This is a genomic window from Vibrio sp. Isolate24, assembly GCF_022398215.1.
Lineage (GTDB): Bacteria > Pseudomonadota > Gammaproteobacteria > Enterobacterales > Vibrionaceae > Vibrio > Vibrio coralliilyticus_A.
On the sequence record NZ_JAKEUU010000001.1, the window covers coordinates 31,284 to 44,911 of the forward strand.

General features: G+C 51.6%; 11 protein-coding genes and 1 pseudogene. 5 read left to right on the top strand and 7 right to left on the bottom strand.

Going from position 1 to position 13,628, the window contains the following annotated elements; translation table 11 throughout:
- Positions 1–105: 105 nt before the first annotated feature.
- From L1D23_RS00150 to L1D23_RS00170, 5 genes and pseudogenes are all read left to right on the top strand, one after another.
- Positions 106–1,509 (top strand): fructose-specific PTS transporter subunit EIIC, encoded by a 1,404-nt coding sequence (locus tag L1D23_RS00150; RefSeq protein ID WP_019276325.1) that lies wholly within the window; start codon positions 106–108, stop codon positions 1,507–1,509.
- An 80-nt stretch (positions 1,510–1,589) separates the two neighbouring features.
- Positions 1,590–4,211: a glycoside hydrolase family 38 C-terminal domain-containing protein gene (locus L1D23_RS00155; protein WP_239863554.1), complete on the top strand. Its 2,622-nt coding sequence runs from the start codon at positions 1,590–1,592 to the stop codon at positions 4,209–4,211.
- A 15-nt stretch (positions 4,212–4,226) separates the two neighbouring features.
- The gene (locus tag L1D23_RS00160; protein ID WP_239863555.1) at positions 4,227–5,918 is read left to right on the top strand and encodes an alpha-amylase family glycosyl hydrolase; all 1,692 of its coding nucleotides are present in this window, start codon (positions 4,227–4,229) and stop codon (positions 5,916–5,918) included.
- Between the two features lie 10 nt (positions 5,919–5,928).
- Positions 5,929–6,525, top strand: a complete 597-nt coding sequence (locus L1D23_RS00165) for a fructose PTS transporter subunit IIA (protein WP_239863556.1) — start codon at positions 5,929–5,931, stop codon at positions 6,523–6,525.
- A gap of 23 nt (positions 6,526–6,548) precedes the next feature.
- A pseudogene (locus L1D23_RS00170) lies at positions 6,549–6,719 on the top strand (IS4 family transposase); the annotation flags it as partial.
- A gap of 355 nt (positions 6,720–7,074) precedes the next feature.
- Here L1D23_RS00170 and L1D23_RS00175 read toward each other — a convergent pair.
- From L1D23_RS00175 to L1D23_RS00205, 7 genes are all read right to left on the bottom strand, one after another.
- Positions 7,075–7,803: an ester cyclase gene (locus tag L1D23_RS00175; RefSeq protein ID WP_345779094.1), complete on the bottom strand. Its 729-nt coding sequence runs from the start codon at positions 7,801–7,803 to the stop codon at positions 7,075–7,077.
- A gap of 23 nt (positions 7,804–7,826) precedes the next feature.
- Positions 7,827–8,717 (bottom strand): EamA family transporter, encoded by an 891-nt coding sequence (locus tag L1D23_RS00180; RefSeq protein WP_239863558.1) that lies wholly within the window; start codon positions 8,715–8,717, stop codon positions 7,827–7,829.
- A gap of 3 nt (positions 8,718–8,720) precedes the next feature.
- A complete protein-coding gene (hemB, locus tag L1D23_RS00185) occupies positions 8,721–9,746 on the bottom strand; it encodes a porphobilinogen synthase (RefSeq protein ID WP_345779095.1) in 1,026 nt (341 codons plus the stop codon).
- Positions 9,747–9,817: 71 nt separating this feature from the next.
- A complete protein-coding gene (pcaF, locus tag L1D23_RS00190) occupies positions 9,818–11,020 on the bottom strand; it encodes a 3-oxoadipyl-CoA thiolase (protein WP_239863559.1) in 1,203 nt (400 codons plus the stop codon).
- A complete protein-coding gene (locus tag L1D23_RS00195; protein WP_239863560.1) occupies positions 11,013–11,690 on the bottom strand; it encodes a dienelactone hydrolase family protein in 678 nt (225 codons plus the stop codon). The genes pcaF and L1D23_RS00195 overlap by 8 nt, the downstream gene beginning before the upstream one ends.
- Before the next feature lie 25 nt (positions 11,691–11,715).
- Positions 11,716–12,579: a 3-keto-5-aminohexanoate cleavage protein gene (locus L1D23_RS00200; protein WP_239863561.1), complete on the bottom strand. Its 864-nt coding sequence runs from the start codon at positions 12,577–12,579 to the stop codon at positions 11,716–11,718.
- 387 nt (positions 12,580–12,966) lie between these two features.
- Positions 12,967–13,539, bottom strand: a complete 573-nt coding sequence (locus tag L1D23_RS00205) for a MepB family protein (RefSeq protein ID WP_239863562.1) — start codon at positions 13,537–13,539, stop codon at positions 12,967–12,969.
- Positions 13,540–13,628: the final 89 nt, after the last annotated feature.

Below are 13,628 nucleotides of genomic sequence, written 5' to 3' on the forward strand. Positions count from 1 at the left end.
CTATCACAAAAGTATCGTCATACGTGGGTTGTATCAGGAAACTGTACCTTGGTACGTGGACGCTAAATATACTTGGCGGAGTTGATAAGAATACGGTGAACAACCATGAGTAAGAAAAAACTCGTTGCAGTGACCGCTTGCCCTACCGGCATTGCACACACATTTATGGCAGCGAAAAAAATTCAGGCATGGGCTGAGAAGCAGGGCTACGAAGTCAAAGTGGAAACCCAGGGCAGTGATGGCGTTAAGAACAAGCTGACAGCGCATGATATTGCGACAGCAGACGGCGTTGTTCTGGCTGTCGATGTACCTATCATGGATATGGAGCGTTTTGATAATGCCAACCCGCTGAAAGTTCGCACTCAAGAATTGATTAAGCGCGTAGACGAACTGCTGCCAACTGTCTTCTTGCGCGGTAAAGAGAAGTCTGACGCCGATATTGAAGTGGCAGAAGAAAAACGCTCCGCGTATCAGGTGGCAATCGGCCACATCATGACGGGCATCAGCTACATGTTGCCAGTGGTAGTACTTGGTGGCCTGCTGATGGCAGTCGCGAAGATCACGGGTGAATTTGTCGATATCTCCGGCACGCCAATCGAAACGCTCGATAAGCTTGGTTTTATGACCATCAAGTTTATGTACCCAATCTTTGCTGCGTATCTGGCGTATTCGATTGCGGGTAAACCGGCTCTGATTCCAGCCTTTATTGGCGGCATCATGAGTGATGAGGTCTACAAGCGCTTCTTTGATCTTGAGGGCTGGGCGCCATCGGGCTTCTTTGGCGCGATTGCGATTGGTTTCCTTGTCGGTTATCTGGTTCGTTACCTCAATGATGTGATCAAGGTGAAGTCAGAGCTGACCACGCTCAAGACTATGCTGTTGGTTCCAGCCGTCACAGGTGTCGTGATGGTGCTGACCATGGAATACGTGATCAACCCATTCTTTGGTGCCTTGAACATCGCTATGATTGAACTGTTCACTCAGGCAGGCGATGCAGGTCGCGGTATCTATTCAATGGTGATTGCTGCGGGTACTGCGTTTGACCTTGGTGGTCCGATCAACAAAGCTGCTGGCTCGGTTGCACTTGGTCTGAACGGCATGGGCGAAGGCTTTGACTTGATTGCTCGCGAGCTGGGTATCGTTATTCCGCCGATTGGTGTTGGTCTGGCAGCGATTCTGGATGGCAAGTTCCGCAAACGTGTCTTTACTCCGGAAGAGCAGACGGTGGGTAAAACCTCACTGATGCTAGGTATGATCGGTATTTCAGAAGGCGCAATCCCATTCATTCTGAAGAATCCGAAGATGATTCCAATCATGATTCTGGGTTCTATCATCGGCACACAGCTCGCGGTTGTACTGGATGTATGGCAAAGCCTGCCACTACCAGCTGTATGGGGTTGGTTCCTATCTTCAGACCCAATCAGCTACACCATTTCCGTCTTCGCTGGCTCTATGTTTATCGCAGTAGCACTACTGCTGTGTACCAAGCCACAAAGCGCTAACGCCTAACACGTCACTTACCAGAGGCTCTGCTCTCCAAGATTGAGCCTCTGGTAACAAGAATCAGTATTTAGATTAGAGAAACTCCCATGACTAAAGTACATGTCATTCCACATACTCACTGGGATCGTGAGTGGTATTTTACTCAGCAAGACAGTGACGTTTTAGCGACTTACAACTTCACCAAAGTGATTGAAACTTTGGAAAGTCAGGCGGATTACAACTGCTATCACCTTGATGGTCAGTCTGCGATTGTTGAAGATTATCTGAAGGTTCTGCCGCATATGCGTGAGCGTATGGCACAGCTGGTGGCAGACAAAAAGCTCTTCATTGGCCCTTGGTACACTCAGACTGATACCTACAACGTAGCGGGTGAGTCCATCATCCGTAACCTGAAATACGGTATGCACATCGCAGAAGAGTTGGGCCACAGCATGAAAGTCGGCTACCTGCCAGACACATTTGGTCATAACGCGCAAATGCCAACGTTATTCCGCGGTATGGGTATCGACAACATCGTTTTCTGGCGCGGTATTGATTATGACCAACATGTCAGCAAATCCCATTTCATGTGGCAATCTCACGGTGGCGATGAGATATACGCTTACAACCTAGTTCATGGTTACGGTGCAGCGAAGAATATCGTGCCGGATGCTGAGCATCTGGATAAGAAAATCTTCCCAATGATTGAAAAGATCAAGTCGTTATCAGGCCTTGATGAAGTATTGATTCCATCGGGTGGCGACCAAGTCAACATCGACCCGAATTTGCGAGCCACGTTAGCGGCAGCGTCTGAGCGTTCTCCATCTGGCGATGTGTATTCTATCTCTTCGATGGAAAGCTTTGTCGATTTCCTACGCCGCAATAGTGAAGGGTTTGAGACTTACTATGGTGAGTTCAAAACACCGCGCTACACACGTATTCACAAGACTATTGGTTCTGTGCGCTACGACATCAAAAAGCTTAACTTTGAGATTGAACAGTTCTTGCTCAAGAAGCTGGAAGTGGTGATTGCGATCGCCAACGCACAGGGCATGACGGTGCACACAGAGCTTGTGGACTTGGCATGGAAGAAGATCCTTGAGTGCCATGCGCACGACAGCATGGGTGGTTGTAATAGCGATGCCACCAACGCTGATATCATGCATCGTCTTAAGCAGGCGGAAGAAATCTGTCATGGTTTATACAACTTGGTGGTCAAAGAAATTGCCACTAATGCCTGTGATGATTCGGAAGTGATGATCTTCAACGGCCAGACGACGCCATTTAGCGGCATTACCCGTGTTGTTGCGTTTTCCAAGCATGAGTCCATCGCGCTAAGTGACGGCGAGAAAGTCCTTAGCAGTGAAGTAGTCACTCGTAAAACACTGGATGGCGGTAAGGTCATCGAAGTGACTAAGGATGGCGAAAAAGAAGTGCCTGTTCCTCCTTACTACCGATTTGAGCTCAATGTTGATGTGGCAGATCTGCCAGCAATGGGTTATCAGGTATTTCAGGTAGTGGAAGCAGATTGCGATACCCAAGTGCAAGCTTCTTCTGTAACTCAGATTGAAAACAGCCAACTGGCGCTTTGGCTGGAGAATGGCCAGCTTAAGCTTAAAGATAAACGTTCAGAGCGCATTATTGAGCAGCTTATCCGCTTTGAAGAGCAGGCCGATGACGGCGATTCTTATGACTTCTCACCGCTGGAAGGCGATACGCCACTGTACACCAGCGAACTGAGCTGGGTTGAATCTCATGTGGGTGAAAGCCAGCAGTCGATGATACTGAGAGCAAGTCTAGAGCTTCCGGAGAACCTAGAAGCTCGCCAGAACGGTGAAAAGTCTGTTCAAGCGGAGTTTATCGTTCGCCTGACGCTTACTGAAGGCAAGCAATCGCTGGAAGTAGAGATCGATACGCTTAATCAGGTTGATGATCACCGTGTACGCGTTTTGATCAATTCAGATGTTCAGACTGATACATCCATCAGCACTCAGCCGTTTGCGTTGATGACTCGTCCGGTGGCTCCAAATGTTGAAGGTTGGCGTGACAGCTTCCGCGAATGTCCGGTAGACATTGAAACCACCGATGGCGCGGTTGCGGTAGCGGCAGAGAATCGAGCCTTGATTGTTAATGGTCGTGGTTTGAAAGAGTTCCAGATCCTGAAAGGTGACACCAGTGACTTGATTGCTCTGACCTTGTTCAAGGCAACGGGCAAGCTCGGTAAAGATGACCTGTTATGGCGACCTGGCCGCGCATCTGGCATCAACAATACCGTGGTGTACACGCCGGATGCTCAGTTGCAAAAATCCATGCAGTTCAGCTTTGCTATTGCTTTGGCAGACAACGCTGAGCATCAGACCATCCGAGAGCTGGAAAGTGAATATCTTGATAGCCCATTCAGCTACCAGAAACAATCGCTCAACAGCTTTGAGAATCGTCTTGAACGTTTTCAGGTTCGATTCGATAGCCGCGAAGCCGAGAAAAAATTCAGCCTGTTTGAACTGAACCAGCCGTTGGTTCTATCCAGCGTTGGTCATTCATTCTATCAAGACAATGCGGTCATTGTGCGCCTATTTAATGCGACGGACAGTGAACAGCAACTCGATGTCACCGCGTTCGCTCATTTCGCTGATGTTGAGCGTGTCAATCACCGAGAGCAGAGTGTCGAGCAGAATTGGACAGTCAAACCAAACAATGCCATTGACTTGCGGGTTAGTTTCAAGATTTAACAGGTTGGAATCACAATGAAAGAGAAGATTTATAACAAAGTTGCCAAGCTGTACGGTGAAGAGCTGGCACCATCACTGACACAGGACATTTTGGCACTGGTTGATAAGTGGCGTGGTCATGCGCCGTCTTATCAGGACTGGGTCGACGAGTCGACGGCGTACCTAATCACATACGGCGACAGTATTCGCCGTGAGGGAGAGCCGACGCTGAATACCATGAAGTACTTTGCTGATAAGTATTTGCGTGGCGCGATCAGCAATATCCATATTCTACCTATGTTCCCATACACTTCGGATGACGGCTTCAGCGTAGTGGATTACCGCAAGGTTGCCCCGAACTTGGGTGACTGGAAAGAGCTGAATGAGCTGGCGGAACATTTTGACTTGATGTACGACTGCGTGATTAACCACATCTCTAAGAGTAGCGACTGGTTCCAGCGCTATCTCGCGGGCGATGAGGCTTATCAGGATTATTTTGTAGAGTCTGACCCGAGCCTTGATTATTCGAGCGTTACGCGTCCCCGCGCACTACCGCTCCTGACGCCGTTTACCAAGGCCTCGGGTGAGACGACACATGTCTGGACAACCTTCTCAGACGATCAGATCGACATTAACTTTAAAAGCCCGAAAGTGCTGCTGGAAAGCATCGATATTCTGCTGATGTACGCAGCGAATGGTGGTCGTTCTATTCGTCTTGATGCCATCGGCTTTATCTGGAAAGTGCTTAACACAACTTGTATTCACCTTGAGGAAGCCCATGAAATCATCAAGCTATGGCGTATCGTTCTCGATGACGTTATGCCGGGCTCTTTGTTGATTACAGAAACCAATGTGCCGCATAAAGAGAATATCTCTTACTTTGGCCAGGGCGATGAAGCGCATATGGTTTATCAGTTCCCACTGCCACCATTAACGCTGCATGCTTTCCTAAGCCAGAACAGCAGTGTGTTGACCGAGTGGGCGAAGGGACTAACGAACGAAGCCATGGCATCGTTGCAAGCTGGAAGCAAAACCACTTACTTTAACTTCCTTGCCAGCCATGATGGTATTGGTGTACGTCCGACGGAAGGTATTCTTAGCGACGACGATCGCCACATGATGTGTCAGCAGGTTGAGCGTAAGGGTGGTCGAGTCAACTACAAGAACAATGGGGATGGTACTCAGTCACCGTACGAGCTCAACATTAACTATTTGAGTGCCATTACTGAGCCTGAAGATGATACACAGACGAAAGCGGCGAAGTTTCTCGCAGCGCAGTCAATTTTGCTCTCTTTCATTGGTGTGCCTGCGGTCTACTACCACAGCTTCCTTGGCAGTGAGAACGATGTGGCCGGAATGGAAGAGTCTGGCATCAATCGTCGTATCAACCGCAAAAAGTTCTCGGTCGAATCGCTCGAATCCGAGTTGGCTGAGCAAGGTTCACTGCGCAATAGCGTCTACAGTGAAATGGTACGCTTGCTAAACGTACGCCAGCAGCAATCTGCTTTCTCACCAAGTTCATCTCAGCAGGTATTAGAGCTTGGTGATGGCCTGTTTGGCTTACAGCGTGGTGAAGGTGACAAGGCGATTCGCTTCGTCGTCAACTTGTCTCAGCAGACGCAATCCGTCACGCTGAGCTCTGGCGGTAAGGATCTGGTCAGCGACCAGAGCTTTGATAAACAGTTTACTCTTAATCCGTATCAATTTGTCTGGCTGACAGAGCAATAGGAGCCACACTATGAAACTTGCGAACCTCACCTCTGAAAATCTGATCATGCTTGATGCGACGTTTGATGACCGAATTGCTGCTATTCATGCTCTGACAGACAAAATCGAGCAAGAAGGAAAACTGACGGATAAGAGTCAGTTTCTAGAAGCGGTATTGAAGCGTGAAGACGAGGGACCGACAGCACTGGGTGAATATCTTGCTGTGCCGCATGGTAAATCTGCTGCTGTCACGGAACCCGTATTTGCCTGTGCATTCGTTAAAGATGAAATGATGTGGAAAGGTCTGGATGGTGATGAGCCTGTGACCATGATCTTTTTGCTCGCCATTCCACCAGCCGAAGCTGGTTCAACACATATGGAAGTGCTGACTACGCTCACTTCCTCTTTGGTGGATGACGATTTCCGTGACCAGTTGGTGGCAGCGAAATCGAGTAAAGAAGTCATGCAGCTGTTTGGCGCTGAAGAAGAAGTGTCAACAGAAGCAGCCCCTGAACCGGAAGTAGAAGAAGAGCAACCCGAAATGGCAAAGGATATCAGTCGTCATGCGTATCCACTTGTCTTGGGGGCGGGTGTTCTGATTTCTGCTTTCTTGTTCTTATTGCTTTAAGACGATAAGTCTTAGGGATTTTTATGTCTATTCAAAACTTCTTTGCCGACTTCCTCGAAGAAAACCCTGTTGATGTCGCCCAACTCACCACCTTTTCTGAGCACATTCCCGATAAGTGGGTAGCCAAAGCCGCTGTGCTCTCAGATAAAGCAACGATTCGTCGACGTCGATCACCCAGTGACATGGTCCTTTATCACCTTCGGTATGCCAGCCAAAATCGCTCCATTGAATCCAAGCGGTTATGGGCGCTGCTGCTGGTACTGTGTTTGTATGGCACGCTGCAATTGCTCCAGCCGCTCTACCTCTTCGCGTGGTTCGCCTGCCTCGGGCTCGCGCTATGCTTGGGTGAACCATCCCAAGAGGTGAAGGGTCTGAATCCTTGGTGGCAGGTGATGATCTCGGTCGCGATCCTCGTGGGGATGCTTTGGATGGCCGTCGGGGCGCCGAAAGTGAGTCGAAAGAAAGGCACAGTAGGCGTACCCTGATCCCAATGAGGGACCGAAGAAAAATGTTCGTATGTCCCTTTAGCACCGCTGACGACTAAGGGCGCTAAACACCTTGCTTGAGGTAGAGCCCCATTCTGATCAGTAGCTCTATCGTGTTGTTGTCACAGATGTAGGCCATGAACATTTTTTTGTTGCTGACGTTGAGCAACTCGAAGGCGCGCTTGAGGTGGGTTTGCACGGAACTGTCTTTGATTCTCAGCGTCGAGGCCACTTCTTTGACAGACAAACTCAGGGTCGAGAGCGACAAGCATTCGACTTGGCGGCGAGTTAAAAAAGGGGAAAGTAATTGCGGGATGATTGCATACAATTCTTCCGATGCGCCGCTGGGCTTAATTGGTTCAGAGCTCGATGCATAGCGGCCTATGAGCTGGCTGAGTAGGCCTTGTGTGTCCACTATAGAAGCATAGTGACTGACTTTATCGTTGACGAAAGTCAATTGGGATTGGCCCTGATAAATGACATCTTTGCCTGTTGCGGACACCCCTAAAAACTCCCCCAAATGTGTGCCTTTAGCGCTCCATTCTATCACGATGTTGTTATGCCGAGTGGCCACCCGGTTTTCCTTGTATTCAAGCGTGGGAAAGGCGCGCTGCCACACTCTGAGCGTCTCACAAAACGAATCGGAGCCGACCGACAGTTGCAGCGGACTTTCGATCACGGTGTGGGAGGTCATCACATCGGTCACGGCCGCTGTGACTTTATCATTCCAAATGCGATTCATGAACTGACGTGCGGTCTGAACGCACGGTTGACGATGAGTGAAGATACGCACCTTCCTTTTTTGTACGCGTCGGCTTACGCTTTTCTCAGACGTAGAGCGAGCGTGGTGAACTTGGTGGCAGGCAAACTGCCAATCAACAGCCCTAAGGCAATCAGAGCACAGCTTACCACTTTTTGAGTAGTAATCCCTTCATGAAACCAAACACTTGAGCCCAACAAGGCAAAAATGGGGACCAGAAGTGTAAACGGCGCAACATGTGACAAATGGTAAGACATCACCAACTTATTCCAGATCCAGTAGCCAAACAAGGTGGTGAAATACGCCTGGTACACAATGGAAAAGGCCCCAGACAGCGTCATGTGCTCTATCAAGGCGTCAAACCCCTGAGCGCCGACCTGAAGATAGGAGAGGAGACACAGCGGCAGGGGCGCAAAAAGCATCGACCATACACTGAAAGCGAATACCTGTTTCGTTTGGGATCGCTTAAGTATCACCCCAGACAGCGACCAACATAAGGCCGCCACCAGGATCAGTCCCACCCCCGAAGCGGTGACAGAGCCGTCAGTGACTGTCAGACTGAGCGTCAAGCCACATAAGGCGATCGCGGCACCGAGTGAGCGTTGAGGGCTTACCGACTCTTTGAGTAACCACCAGCCCAGCCCCAAGCCGAACACCACGTTGGTTTGGATCAGTAAGGCTGCCATACCTGGGGATAAGCCCTCACCAATGGCCCAGGTGGACAGCCCCCAAACCCCCACTGCAAACGTCAGGCCATACGCCGCGAGGTATCCCCAGTGGACGTCAGGCTTCTTGACAAAAAAGACCGCTGGGATCGCTGCCAACGCAAAGCGCAATGCGGTCAGCAACATGGGATCCAGCGCTTCCAACCCCAGTTTGACGACAGAAAAATTCACTCCCCAGATCGCCATGATGAGCACACATAAGGTGTAATCTTTTAAGCTCATGCTTTACTCCACGATTGGCATGGTATCGAGGGCGGCTTGCTGCCAGATCGCGAACTGTTTGGCAAAGTAGGTGACGATGAGATCCGCGCCAGCTCGTTTAAAACCGGTGAGGGTTTCTAACACGGCTTCCTGTTCATTGACGATCCCTATTTGCGCCGAGCATTTAATGGCCGCGTATTCTCCACTGACCTGATAGACCGCCAGAGGAAGCCGTGTTTGAGTGCGCAACTGAGCTAAGACGTCAAGGTAAGGCGTTCCGGGTTTGACCATCAGGATGTCGGCGCCTTCTTGCTCATCGAGTAAGGCTTCGCTGAGGGCTTGACGCCCGTTGGCGTAGTCAAGTTGATACGTGCGCCTATCGCCCTCTAGCTCACACTCCACCGCTTGACGAAATGGGCCGTAAAACGCTGAGGCAAATTTGGCGCTGTGGGCGAGGATCGCCACCTTAGTAAACCCAGCGGCATCCAACCCTCGGCGGATCGCTCCGACCTGGCCATCCATCATGGAGGAGGGGGCGAGCATATCGGCCCCAGCCTCGGCGGCATTAATGCATTGTTTGACTAAGTTCGCCACCGTTTGGTCATTGTCTACGTCATGTTTGGAGAGGGCCCCACAATGGCCATGTGTCGTGTACTCACAGAAACAGATATCAGGGATCACCAACATGTGTGGGCACGTTGATTTGATCGTGCGAATCATGCGACTGAGCAAGCCGTCTTGATGCCACGTATCACTGCCGATGTCGTCTTTGTGGTGGCTGACCCCAAATGGCATGACGGCGCGGATCCCCAACGCATCCAGTGCACGGATCTCATCGGTCAGTTGAGACTCCGGGATCCGCGTCAATCCGGGCAAGCCAGCGATGGGCACCGGTGATGCGAGGGCTTCTTCCACAAAGAGTGGATAGATTAAATCGTGCAACTGCACGTCATGCTCACGAACCATAGTGCGCATGATGGGGGTGGTGCGTAAACGGCGAAGACGTTGGGTGATCCCCAGTTGTGGGGAAGGAATAGAGGAAGATTCCACAGAGGTGACTCCTAAGTGTGGGTAATGAAAAAAGGCGACGAGGCGAGACGTCGCCTGAAGAAGATTACGAGTCAGACGCGCTCGATGATCATGGCCATGCCTTGGCCAACGCCAACGCACAGGCTACACAAGGCATACCTTCCCTTTTGTAAGGTCAACTGATTCATCGCGGTTCCGATCACCCGGGTCCCGCTCATGCCTAGCGGGTGCCCGAGTGCAATTGCGCCACCATTGGGATTAAGGCGCGGGTCGTCGGGGTCAATTCCTAAGTGGTTGACCACGGAAAGCACTTGAGAGGCGAAGGCTTCATTGAGCTCAATCACGTCCATCTGATCCAGTGACAGTCGAGTCAGTTCCAGCACCTTTTTTATCGCGGGTGTGGGACCAAACCCCATGAGGCTGGGCTCAACGCCCGCGCAGGCTGTCGCGACGATGCGCGCTTTCGGCACCAATTGGTGATCGCCCAACGCCGACTCTGATGCTAATAGTAGTGCCGCTGCCCCGTCGTTAATGCCCGATGCGTTGCCCGCTGTGACCGTACCTTGCGCTTGTACCACGGGCTTCAATTTGGCCAAGGTTTCGAGACTTGATAGCCTAGGATGTTCGTCAGTGTCGACCACCAACGGGTCCTGACGCCGACGCGCCACCTCGACTGGAACGATTTCATGGCGGAAAAAGCCGCGCTCTTGCGCCGCCACGTATTTGGTCTGGCTCCAGCGGGCAAACACATCCTGATCGTGTCGGCTGATACCAAATTTGACCGCGAGGTTTTCTGCCGTTTCAGGCATTGAACAGGCCCCGTATTGCGACTCCAGCCTCGCGTTGATAAACCTCCAGCCCATAGTGGTGTCATAGAGTTCCGTATTGCGAGCAAACGGAGCGTCGGGTTTGCCCATCACGTAAGGCGCCCGTGACATCGACTCGACGCCTCCTGCAATGATCAGGTTGGCTTCGCCCGTTTTGATGGTACGAGCGGCAATGGACACGGCTTCCATGCCAGAGGCACACAGCCGGTTGACGGTGGAGCCCGGTACGTCAGTATCCAGTCCGGCGAGCAGCAAACTCATCCGTGCCACGTTGCGGTTGTCTTCGCCCGCTTGATTGGCACAACCTAAAATGACATCGTCGACGCGACGCCAATCGACCGTGGTATGACGCTCTGTCAGGGCTTTTAACGGTATCGCTGCCAGATCATCCGCTCGGATCGAAGATAGGGCGCCAGCATATCGGCCAATGGGGGTTCTGACGAAGTCACACAGATAGGCGTTAGACATGGGCGGCCTCCTCATGCGTAGGCGCGTAGCAAGCGGCTAACAAGGCTCTGGCCTGTTCGATTTCCGATTGACTCACGTGATGCGCGCGCTCGGCAGAAATCTCAAGATGGACGTGTGCCCCGAGCTGGTCAAAGTAGGCGGCCGTTTGCGTGATGCGCTTGGCGGGCACCCAGGTATCAGTGTGACTTCCTGATAGCCACAAAGGCATGCCTTCAAACACCGCTTTTTGAACGGGGGCCACTGGGCACTGAGGACCGAACAGGCCGCCGGTGAACACAATGACACCGCCCAGTGGTTGCAATGCGCGTCGGACGAACTCGGCGGCCATACACCCACCCTGAGAGAAGCCCATGAGCCAGATCCGCTGGCGGTCGACCCCTTGTGAAAGGAGGGCTTGAAGGATCTGGTCGATGACTTTCAGCCCCTGATCTAACTGGGGCTGGTTGTCGTCTAGCTCGCGAGTGAATCCACGTGGATACCAGGTTGCCTCTGGGGCTCTTGGCAGGCAGTAGGTGGCATCTGGGATAGCCAGTTTGTCAATCAAGCTCGCCATGTCGTCGGCGGTTTGTCGGCGACCATGTAAAAGGATCACAACAGGGTTGTCGTCACCCAGCGGTGCGCCTTTCATGCTCATTGTATATGGGTGAATGTCAGTTTGAAGAGGTAACACAGTCGTTATTCCTTGTCTTGAGGGGTTATATTGTCGCCGCTGCGATAGGGTTGGCTTGGGGGTGGGGACGGCTGAGGCCTAACAGGGCTCTGGCTTCGTTCACGGTGGCTACGTCTCTGCCCAGCTCATGAGACAGTCGGACGACACGATCGACTAACTGGGCATTGCTGGTGGCGAGCTCACCTTTTCGGTAATAGATGTTGTCCTCGAGTCCGGTGCGCACATGACCCCCGAGTAAAATCGAGTAAGTGTTGAGCGGCAATTGCGCCTGACCGATGCCGATGGCTGACCACAAACTGTTGGCGGGCAGACTGTCCACCAGGTGCAGCAGATCTTTGCAGGTTGGGCGGACCCCACCGTGAATGCCCATCGCAAAGGCAAACACCAGCTTTTCACCAAGGTAGCCTTGTTGCTGGAGCGTGACGGCTTCGTGAATGACACCGGAATGGTAGATCTCTATTTCCGGCATGACCTGATTGGCTTTAAGTGCCTGTGCAAGTTTTTTGGCGAGCGCGGGGCTGTTGATGAAAGGCTTATCACCGTGATTGACCGAGCCACAGTTGAAAGAGGCGATCTCTGGACGGTACTCGAGGTGGTTCCAAGCCTCCTCTTCCGGGCTATTTTTTGGCAGGTTTAGGCCCGAAGTGCTGAGGTTAAGAAGGATGTCGGAACGTTCGCGGATTCGCTCTATGATCTCGCGCCACACAGCTTGGTCGTAGGAGGGCCGGCCAGCGTCATCCCGAGCGTGAATGTGGGCGACGCTAGCACCAGCTTGGCTGCACTGGATGACGGCGTCAGCAATCTCTTTCGGTGTGTGTGGTATTGCCGGTTGCTTACTTCTTGGGGTGATCCCGCCGTTGACGGCGGCGGTGATAATTAATTTGTCCATAGGTTTCAATTGTTTATATTATTCAATCACCTTCATAATAAATGTATAAAATTAAAGTAATGTCCCCAAAAAATGGTGACGCAGAAGGGTTTATTGAATGAAAGCGGCAAGGCGCGGCGATTCGAAGCGTCTGAGGCAGGGGAAGCGCAAAATGTTACGAGGAGAATGAAGACAATCCGTGTATGAGCGACGAAGCGGGCACAAGCGAGCCTTTTACGTCCGTGTTAATTGGAAGGGCAACAAGGTCATCAATAACTCGAGGGCTAATGTCGAGGATATGATTGTTCTGGATGAGCCATTCATGGATGGCCTCAGGTATGGCAAGGGAGCGAGCGCGGTGATACCTATGCGCTCACCAACAGCCCTGAGTGAAAGATACTTGGCACCCTAGTTTAAAGGCGCGCCAAAGAGACGGGCAAATTTTTCGAAATCGGTGATCACATTCTCTTCCATCCAGACAAAGTACTCACATTGCCAACGCTGTGTTCGCTTGGCCGACTTAGAAAACACTTGAGACTTCTCCTCACCCCGACTCGAAGTCCAGGGAGGGAAGACTCGCACGGCCATTTTCCCTTTCGCTTTCTCTGACCTGACCACCCCTTTCTTTAGCAGCACCGATAAGGGAAAGATAAACATCCCTTGTTTGGAGGTTTGGTGATCATGGACCTCCACAAACAGGTAATCCAAATCCGGTTTCTCAAAAGGCCTCGTCTTTTTCGAGTCGGGACCCTCCCCATCAGAGCGCTTCCAGATGGTGAGGAAGTGCCCCGGTCTATCGGGCGTAACATGGCCCTTTCTATACAGGATTTGTTGACCATCAATGGAGAACGCGAGCGCTTCATACTGACGATTCTGAGGGTAAGGGTCTAACGCGATGGGGCGGGTTAACGTGTAGCCATTCGCCAAGACGTTGTGACGCAAAAAACAATCCAACGCCTGGACATACGAATTCTGTGACAAAAGTATTTCCCCTTGAAAGACGCCCGTCGCGCACATTCATGATCAAAGGCGTGCAGGGCAAAGTGAATGGTAGAGCGCCCGCGAAAAGC

Bases quoted from the DNA above. Each gene is read 5' to 3' on its own strand.
- L1D23_RS00150 (WP_019276325.1), top strand. From the start codon at position 106: ATGAGTAAGAAAAAACTCGTTGCAGTGACCGCTTGCCCTACCGGCATT.
- L1D23_RS00155 (WP_239863554.1), top strand. From the start codon at position 1,590: ATGACTAAAGTACATGTCATTCCACATACTCACTGGGATCGTGAGTGG.
- L1D23_RS00160 (WP_239863555.1), top strand. From the start codon at position 4,227: ATGAAAGAGAAGATTTATAACAAAGTTGCCAAGCTGTACGGTGAAGAG.
- L1D23_RS00165 (WP_239863556.1), top strand. From the start codon at position 5,929: ATGAAACTTGCGAACCTCACCTCTGAAAATCTGATCATGCTTGATGCG.
- L1D23_RS00180 (WP_239863558.1), bottom strand. From the start codon at position 8,717: ATGAGCTTAAAAGATTACACCTTATGTGTGCTCATCATGGCGATCTGG.
- pcaF (WP_239863559.1), bottom strand. From the start codon at position 11,020: ATGTCTAACGCCTATCTGTGTGACTTCGTCAGAACCCCCATTGGCCGA.
- L1D23_RS00200 (WP_239863561.1), bottom strand. From the start codon at position 12,579: ATGGACAAATTAATTATCACCGCCGCCGTCAACGGCGGGATCACCCCA.